The organism is Flindersiella endophytica, assembly GCF_054779015.1.
The window spans coordinates 1-14,504 of sequence record NZ_BAAGYY010000008.1 but is presented as its reverse complement, the minus strand read 5'-3'; the positions used below and the strand labels follow the sequence as shown (position 1 = coordinate 14,504).

Annotated in this window: 17 protein-coding genes; 6 read left to right on the top strand and 11 right to left on the bottom strand. The window is 69.3% G+C overall.

The genetic code is table 11. The features are described 5' to 3' along the window. Nucleotides 1-6 precede the first annotated feature (6 nt). The 3 genes from ACYVF6_RS05090 to ACYVF6_RS05080 all read left to right on the top strand — a co-directional run bounded on the left by ACYVF6_RS05090 (nucleotide 7) and on the right by ACYVF6_RS05080 (nucleotide 2,814). A complete protein-coding gene (locus ACYVF6_RS05090; protein ID WP_460516291.1) occupies nucleotides 7-1,911 on the top strand; it encodes an ADP-ribosylglycohydrolase family protein in 1,905 nt (634 codons plus the stop codon). A gap of 113 nt (nucleotides 1,912-2,024) precedes the next feature. After that, complete coding sequence (locus ACYVF6_RS05085; protein ID WP_460516288.1) at nucleotides 2,025-2,243, top strand: hypothetical protein; 219 nt, start codon at nucleotides 2,025-2,027, stop codon at nucleotides 2,241-2,243. 184 nt (nucleotides 2,244-2,427) lie between these two features. Beyond that, nucleotides 2,428-2,814, top strand: a complete 387-nt coding sequence (locus tag ACYVF6_RS05080; protein ID WP_460516285.1) for a DUF6766 family protein — start codon at nucleotides 2,428-2,430, stop codon at nucleotides 2,812-2,814. Between the two features lie 110 nt (nucleotides 2,815-2,924). On the opposite strand, the gene ACYVF6_RS05075 is transcribed toward ACYVF6_RS05080, so the two are convergent. The 4 genes from ACYVF6_RS05075 to ACYVF6_RS05060 form a co-directional block, all read right to left on the bottom strand. Beyond that, nucleotides 2,925-3,467: a hemerythrin domain-containing protein gene (locus ACYVF6_RS05075; protein ID WP_460516282.1), complete on the bottom strand. Its 543-nt coding sequence runs from the start codon at nucleotides 3,465-3,467 to the stop codon at nucleotides 2,925-2,927. Between the two features lie 122 nt (nucleotides 3,468-3,589). Beyond that, a complete protein-coding gene (locus ACYVF6_RS05070) occupies nucleotides 3,590-4,591 on the bottom strand; it encodes a Ppx/GppA family phosphatase (protein ID WP_460516279.1) in 1,002 nt (333 codons plus the stop codon). A 76-nt stretch (nucleotides 4,592-4,667) separates the two neighbouring features. Beyond that, nucleotides 4,668-5,213 carry a DUF1360 domain-containing protein gene (locus tag ACYVF6_RS05065; protein ID WP_460516277.1) on the bottom strand — a complete coding sequence of 182 codons (546 nt, stop codon included), beginning with the start codon at nucleotides 5,211-5,213 and terminating at the stop codon, nucleotides 4,668-4,670. 122 nt (nucleotides 5,214-5,335) lie between these two features. Next, the gene (locus tag ACYVF6_RS05060) at nucleotides 5,336-6,172 is read right to left on the bottom strand and encodes a Rossmann-fold NAD(P)-binding domain-containing protein (RefSeq protein WP_460516274.1); all 837 of its coding nucleotides are present in this window, start codon (nucleotides 6,170-6,172) and stop codon (nucleotides 5,336-5,338) included. Nucleotides 6,173-6,214: 42 nt separating this feature from the next. On the opposite strand from ACYVF6_RS05060, the gene ACYVF6_RS05055 reads away from it, so the two are divergent. Further along, nucleotides 6,215-6,799 (top strand): TetR/AcrR family transcriptional regulator, encoded by a 585-nt coding sequence (locus ACYVF6_RS05055; protein ID WP_460516271.1) that lies wholly within the window; start codon nucleotides 6,215-6,217, stop codon nucleotides 6,797-6,799. A 49-nt stretch (nucleotides 6,800-6,848) separates the two neighbouring features. Next, nucleotides 6,849-7,799 (top strand): DUF4037 domain-containing protein, encoded by a 951-nt coding sequence (locus tag ACYVF6_RS05050; protein WP_460516268.1) that lies wholly within the window; start codon nucleotides 6,849-6,851, stop codon nucleotides 7,797-7,799. Here the strand turns inward: ACYVF6_RS05050 and ACYVF6_RS05045 are convergent. Beyond that, entirely contained in the window at nucleotides 7,793-8,344 is a 552-nt protein-coding gene (locus ACYVF6_RS05045) for a CGNR zinc finger domain-containing protein (RefSeq protein ID WP_460516265.1), read from the bottom strand. The two genes, ACYVF6_RS05050 and ACYVF6_RS05045, sit on opposite strands and share 7 nt — an antisense overlap. A 91-nt stretch (nucleotides 8,345-8,435) precedes the next feature. Here ACYVF6_RS05045 and ACYVF6_RS05040 point away from each other — a divergent pair, with 91 nt between their 5' ends. Next, entirely contained in the window at nucleotides 8,436-10,499 is a 2,064-nt protein-coding gene (locus ACYVF6_RS05040) for a glycine/betaine/sarcosine/D-proline family reductase selenoprotein B (RefSeq protein WP_460516262.1), read from the top strand. 203 nt (nucleotides 10,500-10,702) lie between these two features. On the opposite strand, the gene ACYVF6_RS05035 is transcribed toward ACYVF6_RS05040, so the two are convergent. From ACYVF6_RS05035 to ACYVF6_RS05010, 6 genes are all read right to left on the bottom strand, one after another. Then, complete coding sequence (locus ACYVF6_RS05035) at nucleotides 10,703-11,197, bottom strand: hypothetical protein (RefSeq protein ID WP_460516259.1); 495 nt, start codon at nucleotides 11,195-11,197, stop codon at nucleotides 10,703-10,705. Between the two features lie 105 nt (nucleotides 11,198-11,302). Then, the gene (locus ACYVF6_RS05030) at nucleotides 11,303-12,010 is read right to left on the bottom strand and encodes a cation diffusion facilitator family transporter (protein ID WP_460516256.1); all 708 of its coding nucleotides are present in this window, start codon (nucleotides 12,008-12,010) and stop codon (nucleotides 11,303-11,305) included. Then, entirely contained in the window at nucleotides 12,010-12,342 is a 333-nt protein-coding gene (locus ACYVF6_RS05025; RefSeq protein WP_460516253.1) for an ArsR/SmtB family transcription factor, read from the bottom strand. Before ACYVF6_RS05025 ends, ACYVF6_RS05030 begins: the two co-directional genes overlap by 1 nt. Nucleotides 12,343-12,401: 59 nt before the next feature. Further along, on the bottom strand, nucleotides 12,402-13,043 hold the full coding sequence (locus tag ACYVF6_RS05020) for a vitamin K epoxide reductase family protein (protein ID WP_460516250.1): 642 nt from the start codon (nucleotides 13,041-13,043) through the stop codon (nucleotides 12,402-12,404). Then, the gene (locus tag ACYVF6_RS05015) at nucleotides 13,024-13,761 is read right to left on the bottom strand and encodes a DsbA family protein (protein WP_460516247.1); all 738 of its coding nucleotides are present in this window, start codon (nucleotides 13,759-13,761) and stop codon (nucleotides 13,024-13,026) included. The genes ACYVF6_RS05020 and ACYVF6_RS05015 overlap by 20 nt, the downstream gene beginning before the upstream one ends. A 103-nt stretch (nucleotides 13,762-13,864) precedes the next feature. Beyond that, on the bottom strand, nucleotides 13,865-14,380 hold the full coding sequence (locus tag ACYVF6_RS05010; RefSeq protein WP_460516244.1) for a hypothetical protein: 516 nt from the start codon (nucleotides 14,378-14,380) through the stop codon (nucleotides 13,865-13,867). Nucleotides 14,381-14,504: the final 124 nt, after the last annotated feature.

Below are 14,504 nucleotides of genomic sequence, written 5' to 3'. Positions count from 1 at the left end.
CGGAACGTGCTCGAACTCGACCTCGATGGTTCGGTCTTCTACGACAAGGTCTACGGCTGCTGGCTGGGCAAGAACGCCGGAGGAACGCTCGGAACCCCGCTGGAGAAGGCGTTCGGGGAGCCGGAGCCGTTCGACGTGTGGTGGTACCCCGAGCTCGCCGAGGGCGGTCTGCCCAACGACGACCTGGAGATCCAGCTGGCGTGGCTGAAGGCTCTGGAGGAGGTCGGGCCAGGGCTCACCGCGCGAGATCTGGCGCGGTACTGGCTCGACCACGTGGGCTACAACTTCGACGAGTACGGCCTGTCGAAGACCAACCTGCGGCTCGGGCTGGAGCCACCGGTCAGCGGCAACCACAACAACTGGTTCAAGGACTGCATGGGCTGCCCGATCCGTTCGGAGATCTGGGCCTGCGTCGCACCCGCCGCTCCACGGGTGGCCGCCCTCTACGCGTACCAGGACGCGATCTGCGACCACGCCGGTGGCGAGTCGGTCTACGGCGAGCTGTTCAACGTGGCGGTCGAGTCCGCGGGCTTCGTGGTCGACGATCGGCAGCGGCTGATCGACATCGGGCTGTCGTATGTTCCCGCCGGCAGCCGGACCGCTGCCGCTGTCGGCGCCGCCGTGACCGCACACGCCGAGGGCCTGGACTGGAAGGCCGCGCGCCGGTGCGTGCTGGAGGCGACGCCGCACTACAACGCGCAGTACTCCCCCATCAACCTTGGTTTCCAGGTGATCGGGCTGCTGTACGGCGAGGACTTCGGTGACGGCATCTGCAAGACCGTCAACTGTGGTTACGACACTGATTCCTCGGGCGCGGCGATCGGCAGCTATCTCGGTATCCTGGCCGGGCGCTCCGGCCTGCCTGGCAAGTGGATCGAGCCGCTCGGCGACACGATCGCGACCAACGAGTCGTGGGGTGGCGTACGGCATCTGTCCGACGGTCCCAACCCGATCCCGGCCAATCTCGACGAACTGGTCCGCCGGATCCGGCGGGTGGCGATGTCCGTGCTCTCGGAGCGCTCGCTGCTCGACCACGGGCGGCTCACCGTCGCGGAGGAAGACCTGTACGCCGACGAGTCCGTGGAACGGCTGTGGAACGCCAGCCCGACGCGGGTCTCGTTCCCGGCGCCGGACGTCGGTGTGGCCGTTGAGTACAACGGCTCTCCGGTCGCCGTTCCGCAGACCGTCAAGGACGTCGCGACGGTGCTCACCAACAACCGTCCGGACGCGGTTGACGTCGACTGCGGCCTCGTGGTGCCGTCCGGCTGGACCGCGCCGGCTCCTCAGCGCGTGTCCGTCGACGGCTACGGTTCGGCCGAGCTGGCCTGGCGGATCGAGGTCCCCGCGTCGGGATATGTCGACAACTCGAACCGGCTGTACCTCACGGTGGCGCCCGGGCGACGGCCGGTCCAGCAGCCGGTTCCGGTCGTGCTCGTGGGCGCGGTCGCCGCCCGGCTGGCCGGGCCGTATCCCGCCGACGGCCGGTCGGATGCGGAGTTGCTGGAGACGGACTTCTCACCGGCCGGCTGGCGGTCCGGCTGGGCTGCCGGGCACTCGCTTCCGCTGGCCGGGGAGTTCGATCCCGGGGGCGGAGTGCTGTACGCGCAGACGTTCGTACACGCACCGGCCGGCCAGGAGGCGTGGCTGGTCGTCGACGCGAACTGCCCGGTGGCGTACTGGGTGAACGGCACGTTCGTCAAGGCGGCGAACCGCTATCGCGGCGTCCGCCCGAACTACGGCGGCAGCGCCGACTCGGCCGGTCCGGTCTCGCTCACGGCGGGGTGGAACGAGGTGCTGGTGAAGTTGGTGTGCACGCAGGCCGGCTATGAGCCGGAATGCCATGTGTCGCTCGCCTCGAACGACCGCTTCCGCGACGGCCAGCCGCACCTGGGGCGGACGAGGGTGCCGTGAGTTCGGCCTTGGCGTACTCCCGCTCGGGCTTCGCCGGGTCCGGCGTTTGACTTCTGAGCCTGGGGAAGCACTCCGTGGAGGGGGGATTCGAGCCAATCTACGAGGAGGCCGTCATGCCACAGAGTCCGCTGAAGGACAAGAACTACAACCTGGTGACCATTCTGCACCTGTCGCTGGAGAACGCCTGGCGGATGGAGGAGTACATCCAGGACGCCGAGCGCGAAGGCGACGAGGAACTGGCCACGTGGTTCCGCAGAATCCAGGAGAACAACCAGAAGGCAGGCGACCAAGGCAAGGACCTGCTGGCCGCCCGGCTGAACAAGACAAGCTGACCGATGCCGACGCTCAGCTCGGCGATGCTCACAATCGCCTGGCTGGGCACCGGCGTTTCTTCTCCGCGCTGACGGCCGAGCAATGGCATGGGCTCGGCCAGAACCGTTTGACCGGTCTCTTCGGGGTATCCGTCCTTATCAAACGGAAAGCTGTGATTCGACGCGGTGAACGGAAGGTCCTGCTATGCGTCACTTTCGTCGCTGGGGTGCGGTTTACGTCCTCGTACTGCTCTTCCTGGGTTCGTGGCTCGGCCAGTTCTTCACCCAGATGGTCGAGTTCACCAGCGAGCAGAGCCAGCACGGGCAGGAGTTCGCGTGGTCGGACTTCCTGCCGAGCTTCTTCGCCTCCACGTTCGAGAACTGGCAGAGCGAATGGTTCCAGCTGGTCTTCCAGGCCATCCTGTTGCTCGGCGCCAAGCACCTGCTCTTCCAGGCGGACGCCGAGGACCTCGAACGGATCGAACGCAAACTCGACAACGTAGGGGCGGCGGTCGGTGCGCGCGACATCTCGGCGAGCAAGGACGAGCCCGGTGACCCGTCCGCGATCGACAGCGAGCAGGAAGCCCACTGACCGCCGGCGCTTCGGCGTCCGGTGATACGTTTCGCGGCCGGAGCGTCGGTTCGCTCCGGCCGCGCCACATTGCTCGTCACAATCCCCTGTTAGCTAGGTAGGCCGCATGGTTACGGCTGGAGCCGGCGCTTCAGTTCGGCCTTGGTCATGTTGCCGGCATTCTTGATGCCTGAGTTCTTGGCCTGGAGCACCAGCTCTTCGCGGGTCGCCTCGCCCGGCAGGTCGCCCAGGTGTTCGGCGCGCGCCCTGGCGAAAGCCTCGCCGAGCTCCGCGCGGCGTTGGTCGCTGAGCCGCTCACGCATACCTGGCAGGACGGTCTTCTCCTCGTCCTCCACGTGGTGGGTGACGGAGTCGACGACCTTCTGCAGGATCTGTTCGTACTGGCTACTGGTGGGGTCGGTGGCCTGCAACCTCTCGAGTAGTTCCTCGGCCTCGGCGTGCTCCTCCTGGCTGTGCTCCACTTCCTCGGTCTCGCCGGCCTCGTCGCGGGCGACCGGGTAGACCTCCGCCTCTTCGGCGCGGGAGTGGGCGATCAGCAGTGCTGTCACCGTCGGCCCGGCGATCGGACGCTGGTCGGGCTCTTTCTGCAGAACGTCGAAGAGCCGTTCCACTTCCCGGTGGTCGGCCATGATCAGATCAACGACATCAGGCATTGCCAGTCTCCTTCACAAGACTTTGTGGTTCACGTTCGGGCGCTGGGGATTCCCCCCACCGCGCTGGTTAACCACAACCGCGCCGCGCATTCGCCTCAGCGCGGGGGCGGTCGCGGCCCCCGTCACCCGCCTTCTTCGGTGACGACGTGCAGGGGCGTGGACTCGCCGTTCGCGCGTGGCCGGACGGTTTGCAGCGTCGTGCACGCCGACTGGTGTGCCTTCGACTCGAGGTAGGTCAGCATGATGCCTTCGCGCAGCGCCCATGGGCAGAGCTCGACCGCCGGTATGTCGCCCGCGTCCATGGTCGCCTTCGCCACGAGCGCGCCGGCGACGATCTGCCGCGCCCGCGAACGCGAGATCCCGCGCAGATCGGAGCGTTTGGCCGACGGGAGCTTCGCGAGCCTGGGAATCCACTCCCCGAGGTCGTCGACGGAGAGCTCACGATGCTTGAACGGCCCCTTGCGCTGCGGCGCCGCACCGGCCAACCGGGCCAGTTGCTTGAACGTCTTCGACGTCGCGATCGCCCGTGCGGGCTCCGCCTCCCAGCGCAGCCGGTCGATCACTTCACTCAGCGTTTCGCGTACGTGCTTGCGCAGCGCCTTGATCTGCTTACGGGTGGGCGGATCTCCCCGCAGGTACGCCCTTGTCAGGCGGCCGGCGCCGAGGGGAAGCGAGACGGCGAAGTCCGGCTCGGCGTCCCGTCCGAGCACGATCTCCATCGAGCCACCGCCGATGTCGAGGACGAGCAGGCGGCCCGCCGACCAGCCGTACCACCGGCGAACCGCGAGGTAGGTCAACCGCGCTTCCTCCTCGCCGGAGAGGAACTGCAACCGCAGGCCGGACGCCGCCTCGACCCGGCGTACTGCCTCGTCGCGGTTTCGGGCGTCGCGCACCGCGGAGGTGGCGAAGATGTACAGCTCCCCCACACCCAGGCGCTCCACGGCCACCATGCCGCGGGCGACCGCGTCGGTCAGCCGGGCCAGCCCGGACTCGTCGATCTCGCCGTGCTCGTTCATCGCCTCTGCGAGGAGTGTCGGCTCCTTGATCGCATGCGTCGGAAGCGGTGGCGCTCCCGGAATCACATCGACGACCTGCAGCTGCGCGGAGTTCGAGCCGATGTCCATGACCCCTAGCCTCATGCGACACGCGCTACCCTGCGAAGCAGGCAGTACACCATGCTTCAGGGCTGCGGCCGATGGCTCAGTCGGTCCGTACGTGGGCGTAGACGTGCTGCAGCCAGCCGGAGATGGCCACCGTGGTGAAGACCGCCGCCCACGTCCGCGCCATGCGAGGGGTGAGCACCAGGCCGGCGGTGTACGCACTGGCGATCCATGGCGCCAGGCAGAACGGGCAGCTGATCAGCTCGCCGAACGCCGTGCGTACGGTGCCCTCGTCGCGTACCTCCTCGGCCACCTCGCCGGCACCGGTGGGCTCCTCGAACCGCGTGAACGGCACGCGCAGCGGACTCATCACCGCATCCTTGGCCACGATCCGGGCCAGCTTGTGCGTGGCGATCCCGCCGAGGACCACATCGGCAAGCCGGAAGCCGTTCGGAGCCTTGCGGCCGACCAGCAGGCCCACAGCTGTGGCTGCGAGAACGCCGCCGGCGAAGAGGCTCATGGCAGCCGCGTAGCCTTCCAGCGGCTGGTCATGGTTGTGCTGGTAGATCCGCTTCTCCTGCCGGAAGCGGCGTACGACAGCGGATTCCTTGAGCTTGTGCATGGCGTTCGCGCCGAACTCGACCATGGCCCCATGATTCCCACCCACCGCCGATGAAACAGTCCAGAACTTCCCACGCATCCACTTCATCGCGCCGTCCCCAAACCGGCCGGCTGGCTCGGCCGGCTTGGGGGCATCCGGCGACGACGTCAGCTGGGCACTGGTAGCCCGAAGGGTTCGGGCTGAGTGCCGTCGGTGTCGGTGAAGTTGTACTCACGGGCCAACTCGCCGACCGTCACCTGGGCACCCGTCCTGGCCATGATGTCCGGATCGGCGGCGAGGGTGGCGACGGCCCGGCCGAGGTACTCGTTCGTCTCGTTGACGCCGAGGTGTCCTGGGGCGATCGCCATGGCTGCCACGCGGTGCGGGCGGAGGTCCTCGGCCATTCCGTAGGCCATGCGGATGGTCGCCGCCTTGGCGGTGTCGTAGAACACGTTGCCCAGGTAGGCGCCGAACGCCCAGGCGATGGTGCTGAGGACGAGACCGGGCCGCTCGTCACGATGCTGGACCAGCAGCGGTGCGGCGTGCCTGCCCGCCAGGAGGTGCGCGCGTACGCCGGACGTGAACATGCTGTCCCATCGCCACAGCGGTTGCTCCCAGAACGGCGTGCCGAAGAAGGCGATCTCCGGCTCGTCGGGGCGCTGCTCGTAGCCGCCCCAGGCGTTGTTGACCAGCAGGTCGAGGCGGCCGTGCTCCTGACGGACCTGTGCGAACACGGCCCGCACCTGCTCGTCGTCGGTGTGGTCGCAGCGGACCGGGATGCCACGTCCACCCCGTAGGGTGCCTCGGTCGTCGACAGCCTCGGCCGTCTCCTCGATGCTGCCTTCGCGGCCCGGGCCGGACGGTTCGCCTCGGGTGCTGCGTCCTGTGACGTACACGGTCGCGCCCGCCTCGCCCAGGACCAGTGCGATTCCCCGGCCGGCGCCGCGACTCGCGCCGGTCACCACCGCGACGGTGCCGCGCAGATCGATGTCGAATGTCGTCATGGGATCGATTATAAACGAACGTTCATAAACTATGATGGAGGAATGGGACGACCTCGAACCGTCAGCGACGACGACATCCTGACCGCGACTGCCCGCGTCATCTCCCGGGTTGGCCCGGACCGCCTCACCTTGGCTGCCGTCGCCGCGGAGGTGAACCTGGCCGCCGCCACACTCGTGCAGCGGTTCGGCTCCAAGCGTGGGCTGTTACTCGCCTTCTCCGCGCAGGCCTCAGGCGATCCGGCCGTGCGGTTCGCCGCCGCACGCACCCGGCACACGTCGCCACTGGCGGCGCTGCGAGCCGCCTTGGTGGGCATGGCAGGCGGAATCGACGCGCCCGGCGAGCTCGCCAACCACCTCGCGTTCCTGCAACTCGAGCTCGCGGATCCCGACTTCCACCAGCACGTCCTCGGACATGCGAACGCGATGCTCGAAGGGATCCGCGCCCTGTTGTCCGACGCGCAAGCCGGCGGCGAGCTCGTGCCCTGCGACATCAAGCAGCTGGCCCGGGCGACCCTCGCCTGCTACAACGGCGCTCTGGTCAGCTGGGCCATCTTCCGCAGGGGTTCACTCGCCCGATGGTTGGGCCGGGAACTCGACTTCCTGCTCGCGCCCCGGCGTACCAGCTGATCACCTGTTCGTTTGACAGCAACCCGCGCGAACCTGCGACAGTTCGACCATGCCACTCGCCAAGGGCCAGGAACTGAGCCGCCGTTTCTACCACGAAGCAGTCCGTCCCATCCTCGACCGCAGAGCGCCCAGGCTCCCCCACAGCGCGGCACTGCTCGGACGCGGGTCCGAGGTGCTCGGCTTCGACGACGACATGTCGAGGGACCACAACTGGGAGCCCCGCGCACTCCTGTTCCTGAGCGACGAGGACCACGCCCGTCACCACGAAGCACTGGACGAGGCCCTCCGCGCAGGACTCCCCGCAACGTTCGAGGGCCGGCAGACGGACTTCGGTGTGCACACCATCCGTGGGTATGTGCAGGAGCAGCTCAAGGTTGACATCGAGGCCGAGCTGCACGCCGCCGACTGGCTCGCGCTCAACGAGCTGCGACTCGGCATGTTCACCGCCGGCGCGGTGTTCCACGACGACATCGGGCTGCAGGCGGTGCGCGACCGCTTCGCCTACTATCCGCGCGATGTCTGGCTCTATCTGATGATCGGTGCCTGGTGGCGGGTGCACCCGGAAGCCAACCTGGTCGGACGGTCCGGAGACGTCGGCGACGAGCTCGGGTCGGCGATCATCGGCGCCCGGATGGTCCACGAGCTGATGCGGCTCTGCTTCCTGCTCGAACGAAAGTACGCCCCGTACTCCAAGTGGTTCGGCACCGCGTTCTCCCGGCTGGCTTGCGGTCCCGAGCTGTCGCCGCTGCTGTGGAACGCGCTGCGCGCCGAGACCTGGCAGCAGCGGGAGGCCGCGCTGCTGAAGGTGTACGAGAAGGTCGCCGCCATGCACAACGCGCTCGGCATCACCGAGCCCGTCGACACCGGCATCCATCGGATCTGGGATCGGCCGTACCAGGTCTACTGGGGCGACTTCCCCGGCGCTCTGCACGCCGAGATCAAGGACCCGGAGGTCAAGGAGATCGCGGAGCGCTGGCCTACCGGCAGCCCGCCTCAGTGAGGGCGCTGCCGCGCACGATAGGCGGCCGCATGGGTGCGGTTGCCGCACGTACGGTCGTCGCAGAAGCGGCGTTTGCCGTTACGGGAGGCGTCCACGAACGCGTTGCCGCAGCCATCGGCCGTGCACGTACGTAACCGGGAAGCATCGCCGTCGCGGGCGATGACGCCGAGCAGTGCCGCCGCACAGGTCGTGGCGACCCGATCCGGCAGCGCACTGCCCGGCGGCTGGTAGTGCCAGTGCCAGCCACCGTCGTGGTCGGTGAGCTGTGGCACCGCGCGCTGCTCGGCCAGGACCTGGTTGAGCCCGGCAACCACGTCCGCCACCTCGGGCGCCTCGAACGCCGCCCGCAGCCGTCCTCGCAGGGCCCGGAACCGGCCGAGCTGCCGCTCGTTGATCGGCGCGTCGACAACCCAGCCACGGTCGGTCAGGAGCGCGACCAGGCCCTCCGCGCCGGCGAGCCGCTCGACGTCGTGCACAGCGTCGTAGCTGTTCACGAGATCGACGGCGGTCAGCACCGCGCGGCCCGCATAAGTACCAAACTCCATCTTTACTCCTGACGAAACTTCTTCTAGAGTCAGCAGCAACAAGCCTTTTACTCCTGACGCCAACGCACTAGAAGAATACCGAGGTAGAACGATGCCGGTCACCGCCACCGGGCCAGACGTCTGCGCCCTGCTCCCGCCCTCCCAGCTCGTCCACGAGATCCTCCCGATCACGGACGTGCGCACAGGCGGCGCGGACACCAGCTGGGCCGGCGGCACGCTGACGGTGGCCGCGGACATCGCCGACGGTATCGAGGTGCCGCTGGTCACCGAGCTGGCCGTCGACGTACTCCCGCCGGCCGGACGCGACGTCACCACCGACACTGTCCTCGACGTCATGCCGCTCGCCGTCAAGGTCGAGGGGAGGCTCGGCACCGGCATCACCCGGCTCGCTCGCGGTGCGGTGCTGCTGGTCACCGGCGTGGACGAGGCCGGCGAGCAGCTCGGCGAGGCGGGCAACTCCGCCGGCTTGCTGGCCGGAAAGCTGGCCGACGCCGCCGCCGGCACGCCCGATCCGGGCGACTGGATCATCCGGGTCGCGGTGACGATCGCCGCCGGTACGCGGATGGAGCGGCGCGGCCCCGCCGCCGCCCACCAGGCCGCCGACCAGGTGGCCGAACGGATCCGGGCCGCGCTGCTGGCCGCACCCGACGACGCGATCCGGGAACGACGAACCTACGCCGAGCCCGGCACCACCGACCCGGGCCGTCCACGGATCGCCCTGGTCAAGCTCGTGATGGGCCAGGGCGCGATGCACGACAACCTGCTCCTGCCGGCCCAGCCCGCCGGCGTACGAGGCGGCCGGTCGATCATCGACCTCGGCAACGCGCCCGTCGTCCTGCGTACGAACGAGATCCGTGACGGCGCGCTCCACTCGCTCTGCTGCGTCGGCCCGTCCAGCAAGGAGACCACCCTCCACTACTTCCGCGACCCCCTGCTCGATGTCCTGGCAAGCGACCCGGACCTCTGGCCGGCCGGCGTCATCGTGGTCGGCAGCCCGCATCTCGAAGCGGGCAAGCAGTTCGTCGCCGCCCGGGTCGGCGCCGCCGTCGAGGCGCTCGACGTCGCCGGCGCGATCGTCGCAACCGAAGGCTTCGGCAACAACCACATCGACTTCGCCGCCGAGATCTCCGAGATCGCGCGGATCAGCGCCCGGGGCCGTTCGCTCTGCGACAACGGAACGCCGACGGTCGGCGTGTGCTGGTCGGCGGCCCGCGGCATGGTCGTCGGCAACGTCCACATGACCGCGCTGGTCGAGGTCAACAAGGGCGACACCGGCCAGGAGACCGACGTCCTCGGCGAGAACACCGCGGCAACGCAGGACGCCCACCGCGCCGTCGGCATGCTGAAGTCCCTGCTGGCCGGCCACACCATCGAGCCCGCGCCCGCCAGGTGGGACCCGGATCTCGTCGCACGTAACCAGAAGCTCGTCGACCACGCGTACCCACAAGCGGCCGCCGGCCTGGCCTGCGAGGTGCCGATCCCCGACACACGACCGGTTCCGCTCGTCCACGCCAAGCAGGCGCTCGGCCAGACGACCGTCACGCTCGTCACCGCGGCAGCCGCCCACGTGCACGGCGACCAGCCGTTCGCCGGCTACGGCGACTACAGCCTCCGCGAGATCCGCGGCGACACTCCGCGGGAACGGATCGTGTTCTCGTCCGGCAGTTACGACCACACCGACGTCAACCAGGACCCCAACTGCCTCTATCCCCTGCAACGGCTGCGCGAGCTGGCGGCCGCCGGTGTGATCGGCGCGGTCGCCGGCATGCACTACGCCATGCAGGGCGGCGGCAGCGAGATCGAGCTGGTCGCCGAACGTACGGCCACCGAGCTCGTCGCCCGGCTACGAGCCGACGGCAGCCAGGCCGTCGTCCTCACCGGCGGCTGCGGCAGCTGCCACCGGGCCGCGGTCACGCTGCAACGTGCGATCGAGACGGCCGGCATCCCGACGGTCATCATCGCCTCGCTGCCCACGGTCGCCGCCCAGATGGGCGCACCGAGAGTGCTCGGCGTCGACACACCGATGGGCGCAGCGCTGGGGCGGCCCGGCGACGTGGGCCAGCAGACCCGGATCCTGCGGCAGGCGCTGGAGTTCCTCGGACAGGCGGAGACCGCCGGCGAGATCCGGCAGCTCGCCGAGAGCTACTACCGCTGAGCCTTGCCGGAGCACGTCTTCGGTACGAAGCCATTCCAGCGTGGCAGGGATGTGAAGTGCTCGCAGCCGGCGCGGTCGTAGCTGGTCGGCGGCCGCGAGCGAGGCGTCGATGAGCTCGGCCGCCAACGCGAGAAACCGCTGAGCCGTCGCATCCCGGTTCGTCGGCGCTGGGGGATCGCGCTGCTGCGACGAACTCCGCAATCTCAGTAGCGGTCCTGCGGGTACGGCTGTTGCTGTTGCCCGTAAGGCTGCTGCTGTTGCTGATAGGGCTGCTGTTGGTACGGCTGTTGCTGGTAAGCCTGCGGGGCATAGGACGGCGGCGGTTGGAACGCGGCCCGCTGCTCGTAGGCGCGTTGCCGTTCGCGTCTGCGTTGCAGGCTGAGTGCCAGCGTCGCGCAGATCGAGATCGCTCCGGCGACGATGAGGGTCGTGCCCAGCACGTAGTCGGCGATGTAGGGCAGGTCGGCGTCGATCGCCCAGGACAGCACGGCGCCGGCCGCGATCAGGAAGACGCCCGTGCCCACGCCGGCCTCCGGCCGGTCGACCTTCATGACGACCGAGATCACCAGCACCGCGATGCCGGCGACCAACAGGATCAGCCCGAGCGTGTCGTCCTCGATGTACGGGAGGTCGGCGTCGATCGCCCACAACAGGACAGAGCCTGCGGCGATCAGGAAGACGCCCGTGCCAATACCCATAGCTCTCCTTCTCCTCCGGTCGTGGTCCAACGGCACTGCCGCCCACCCGGTGACGGGAAACAAGGAGTAACGGCCGGGATCGGCCAGTGTGTCAGCGCAGCGCCGTTACTGATCGTCGGAGCAGCAGTCGCAGCCGGGCTCGCAGCCGCACGCGTCTTCGGTGGAGGCGGTCGCCAGTCCGGCAGCCGGCACCGTCGTGCAGCAGGCGTCGCCGCGCCACGCCTCGACGCCTTCCTTGACCGCGACGCCGGCGATCACCAGCGCCGCCAGCGGGTCGGCCCAGGACCAGCCGAACAGGCTGTTCAGCCCCAGTCCGACCAGCAGCACAGCCGAGAGATACGTACACAGCAGCGTCTGCTTGGAGTCGGCGACCGCGCTCGCCGATCCCAGCTCGCGGCCGGCTCGCCGCTGGGCGTACGACAGGCCCGGCATCACCACCAGGCTGAGCGCGGCCAGTACCAGCCCCACCGTGGAATGGGACGCCTCCCCCGCGCCCAGCAACGCGCGCGCCGACTCGACGCTGACGTACGCCGCGAGCAGGAAGAACGAGACCGCGATGATCCGCAGCGCCAGCTTCTCCCGGGCCTCCCGAACCGTGTGTTCACGTGCGGAGAACTGCCACGCCACCGCCGCCGCGGACGAGACCTCGATCACCGAGTCGAGCCCGAACCCGATCAGGGCCGTCGACGAGGCGACCGTGCCGGCGGTGATCGCCACCACGGCCTCGATCACGTTGTAGGAGATGGTCGCCGCGACCAGCAGGCGCACCCGCCGGGCCAGCTGGGTCTGCCGCGGGAGGTCGAGGGCGACCATCAGCGGCACTCCCCGCTCGAGTCGGGCGGGCAGGTGGCCGGATCCGTCGCGAGTACGACGCCGAGCAGGTCGCCCAGCGCGTGCACCAGCCGCGGATCGGCCAGCTCGTAACGAGTCCGCCGGCCTTCGGGAACCGCCACGACCAGGCCGCACCCGCGCAGGCACGCCAGGTGGTTGGACAGGTTGGTCCGCGACACGCCCAGCGCGGCCGCCAGATCGGCGGGGTATCCCGGCCCTTCGCGCAGCGCCAGCAACACCCGTGACCTGGTCGGATCCGACAGGGCGTGCCCGAACCGGGACAGCACCTCGGCATGTGTGGCGATCGCGAGCATGCCAGCACTGTACATCAGAAGCTGAACTCACGAAAGGCTGAACATACGGCAGCCCCGGTCTACGCCAGCAGCGTGCTCCAGTACGCCCAGAACCGCACACCGATCAGCGTGAGGACGGCGAGGAACCAGAGCGTCAACGCCACGGCGTGATAGTTCGTGAGCCCTCTCACCACCCCGCGCTGCCATGACGGCCCCGGCAGCCGTCCGCTGCCGAGGTTGTCCAGCGTGACGTACCAGAAGATCGGAATCGTCACCGCCCACACCGCCATGCAGTACGGGCAGAGCGCGCCGATGACGTACAGGCTCTGGTAGATCAGCCAGTGCACGAACACCGCGCCGAACGTCACGCCTGCCTGCAACCCCAGCCAGATCCAGCGCGGCAGGCGGGCGCCGCCGAGCAGCGCGACCCCGACCGTGACGACAATCGTGAAGCAGACCAGCCCCAGCAGCGGGTTCGGGAAGCCGAACGCCTCGGCTTGCGGCTTGGTCATCACCGAGCCGCACGACAGGACCGGGTTGATGCTGCAGGTCGGAACGTAAGCCGGGTCGCGCAGCAGCGCGAGCTTCTCCAGCGTGAGCGTGAACGCGGCGGCCAGCCCGACCGCGCCACCCACGACCAGCAGCCACGGAACCAGCCGCGGAAACGGCGGCGCCGGCCTGGCGGCGCCGCCGTTCACCGCCTCACTCGGCGAGTGCTGCATCGATCGCGGCCTTGAAGTCGTCGAACGACCGCGGCTCGAGCCGCTCCCCGTTCAGGAAGAACGACGGCGTCCCCTGCACGCCGAGCTCCTGCCCGTCGGCGAGATCCTTCTGGATCCGTCGTAGCGTCGCCGGGTCGTTGTATGCCTTCTCCCATGCGGCGACGTCGAGCCCGAGATCCCGCGCGAAGCCGCGGAACGTGTCGTCGGCCGGCACCTGCTGCTCACCCCACTCCGACTGGGTTTCGAACATCTTCTGGTACATCGCCTCGTACTTTCCCTGTTTGGCCGCCGCCTCGACCGCGCGGGCCGCCCGCTCGCCGTTGAAGTGCCCTCGCAGCGGGAAGTAGCGCGCGACGAACGTGACCTCGCCGGCGTAGTCCTTCCGCAGCTGCTCGACCATCGGGTACGCCGCCCGGCAGGCCTCGCACTCGAAGTCGAGGAACTCCACCAGCGTGACCTTCCCGTCGGCCGCCGTGCCCAGCCGGTGGCTGTCGGAACGAACGTGCGGCGCGCCGCCGCCGTTCGCCGCGCCTTCGGCGGCGGCCGGTTGTTCGTTGTTCGTAACGGCGTTGATCGCCAACAACCCACCGACGACCGCGGCGAACGCGGCGATGACCGCGAGTGTGATCGTGAGATTACGCCGCCTGGCTTGACGTTCCCCGGCTTCGCGGGCGGCGGCAAGCTTGGCCTGCCTCGCGGCACGGTTCTGCTGTGACATGGCTGGTACTCCCTGCGCTGACCTGTGCTGACTACCTGGTGAGGAAACATCCAGGCACGCAAGAGCGCGTCGAAAGAATCGAAGGAACAGCCCTGCGTGCCGGTCAGCAGGGTGGCGGGCCGCGGCGTGGGCAGGAGTGGGCGTCCGTCCACACACGACTCGCCAGGGGAACGAAGTCCGGAACCGCCGCGAGCGGCGGAGCCGCCGGCACCACCACCAGGGGCGGCGGGAGCGCCCGCCGCAGCAGGCCGGCCAGCGTCCACAGCATCTCGTCGGCGCGGGCGGCCAGCGCGGCCACCAGGAGCGACGCCACGCCATGCCGGACGAGCGCGGGCGCGCCCGAGACCAGCAGCGTGTGCTGATCGTGCCCGGCCAGCGCGAACACCGCGTGGAACAGCACCTGGGCCGCGAGGGAGGCGGCCATCAGCTGCTTCAGCCCGCGCCGCCGATCCGCCAGCACAGCGAACGCGGCACCGATCAGCACACCGGTGACGACCAGTGCCGGCAGCGGCGGCAGGTGCCCGCCACCGCCAACGTGCCCGGCGATCGCGAGCAACAGGCAGGCCGCAGCCAACACACCGCCACGAGCGATGCGCAAGGCTCCCCTGCCTGGATCCATGAAGGTGGGTGCTCCTGCCGGTCAGCAACTCCCTGAGTCACCACGACGGTACCCGACGCACCCGCCCGCCCAGCCCGCCCGCCCAGCCCGCCCGCCCAGCCCGCCCGCCCAGCCCGCCGCTAAT

Excerpts from the sequence above, each read along its gene's own strand:
- ACYVF6_RS05020 (WP_460516250.1), bottom strand. The coding sequence starts at position 13,043 with ATGCAGCACTCGCCGAGTGAGGCGGTGAACGGCGGCGCCGCCAGGCCG.
- ACYVF6_RS05025 (WP_460516253.1), bottom strand. The coding sequence starts at position 12,342 with ATGCTCGCGATCGCCACACATGCCGAGGTGCTGTCCCGGTTCGGGCAC.
- ACYVF6_RS05050 (WP_460516268.1), top strand. The coding sequence starts at position 6,849 with ATGCCACTCGCCAAGGGCCAGGAACTGAGCCGCCGTTTCTACCACGAA.
- ACYVF6_RS05085 (WP_460516288.1), top strand. The coding sequence starts at position 2,025 with ATGCCACAGAGTCCGCTGAAGGACAAGAACTACAACCTGGTGACCATT.
- ACYVF6_RS05060 (WP_460516274.1), bottom strand. The coding sequence starts at position 6,172 with ATGACGACATTCGACATCGATCTGCGCGGCACCGTCGCGGTGGTGACC.
- ACYVF6_RS05030 (WP_460516256.1), bottom strand. The coding sequence starts at position 12,010 with ATGGTCGCCCTCGACCTCCCGCGGCAGACCCAGCTGGCCCGGCGGGTG.
- ACYVF6_RS05040 (WP_460516262.1), top strand. The coding sequence starts at position 8,436 with ATGCCGGTCACCGCCACCGGGCCAGACGTCTGCGCCCTGCTCCCGCCC.
- ACYVF6_RS05010 (WP_460516244.1), bottom strand. The coding sequence starts at position 14,380 with ATGGATCCAGGCAGGGGAGCCTTGCGCATCGCTCGTGGCGGTGTGTTG.
- ACYVF6_RS05080 (WP_460516285.1), top strand. The coding sequence starts at position 2,428 with ATGCGTCACTTTCGTCGCTGGGGTGCGGTTTACGTCCTCGTACTGCTC.
- ACYVF6_RS05070 (WP_460516279.1), bottom strand. The coding sequence starts at position 4,591 with ATGGACATCGGCTCGAACTCCGCGCAGCTGCAGGTCGTCGATGTGATT.
- ACYVF6_RS05065 (WP_460516277.1), bottom strand. The coding sequence starts at position 5,213 with ATGGTCGAGTTCGGCGCGAACGCCATGCACAAGCTCAAGGAATCCGCT.
- ACYVF6_RS05015 (WP_460516247.1), bottom strand. The coding sequence starts at position 13,761 with ATGTCACAGCAGAACCGTGCCGCGAGGCAGGCCAAGCTTGCCGCCGCC.
- ACYVF6_RS05075 (WP_460516282.1), bottom strand. The coding sequence starts at position 3,467 with ATGCCTGATGTCGTTGATCTGATCATGGCCGACCACCGGGAAGTGGAA.
- ACYVF6_RS05035 (WP_460516259.1), bottom strand. The coding sequence starts at position 11,197 with ATGGGTATTGGCACGGGCGTCTTCCTGATCGCCGCAGGCTCTGTCCTG.
- ACYVF6_RS05055 (WP_460516271.1), top strand. The coding sequence starts at position 6,215 with ATGGGACGACCTCGAACCGTCAGCGACGACGACATCCTGACCGCGACT.
- ACYVF6_RS05045 (WP_460516265.1), bottom strand. The coding sequence starts at position 8,344 with ATGGAGTTTGGTACTTATGCGGGCCGCGCGGTGCTGACCGCCGTCGAT.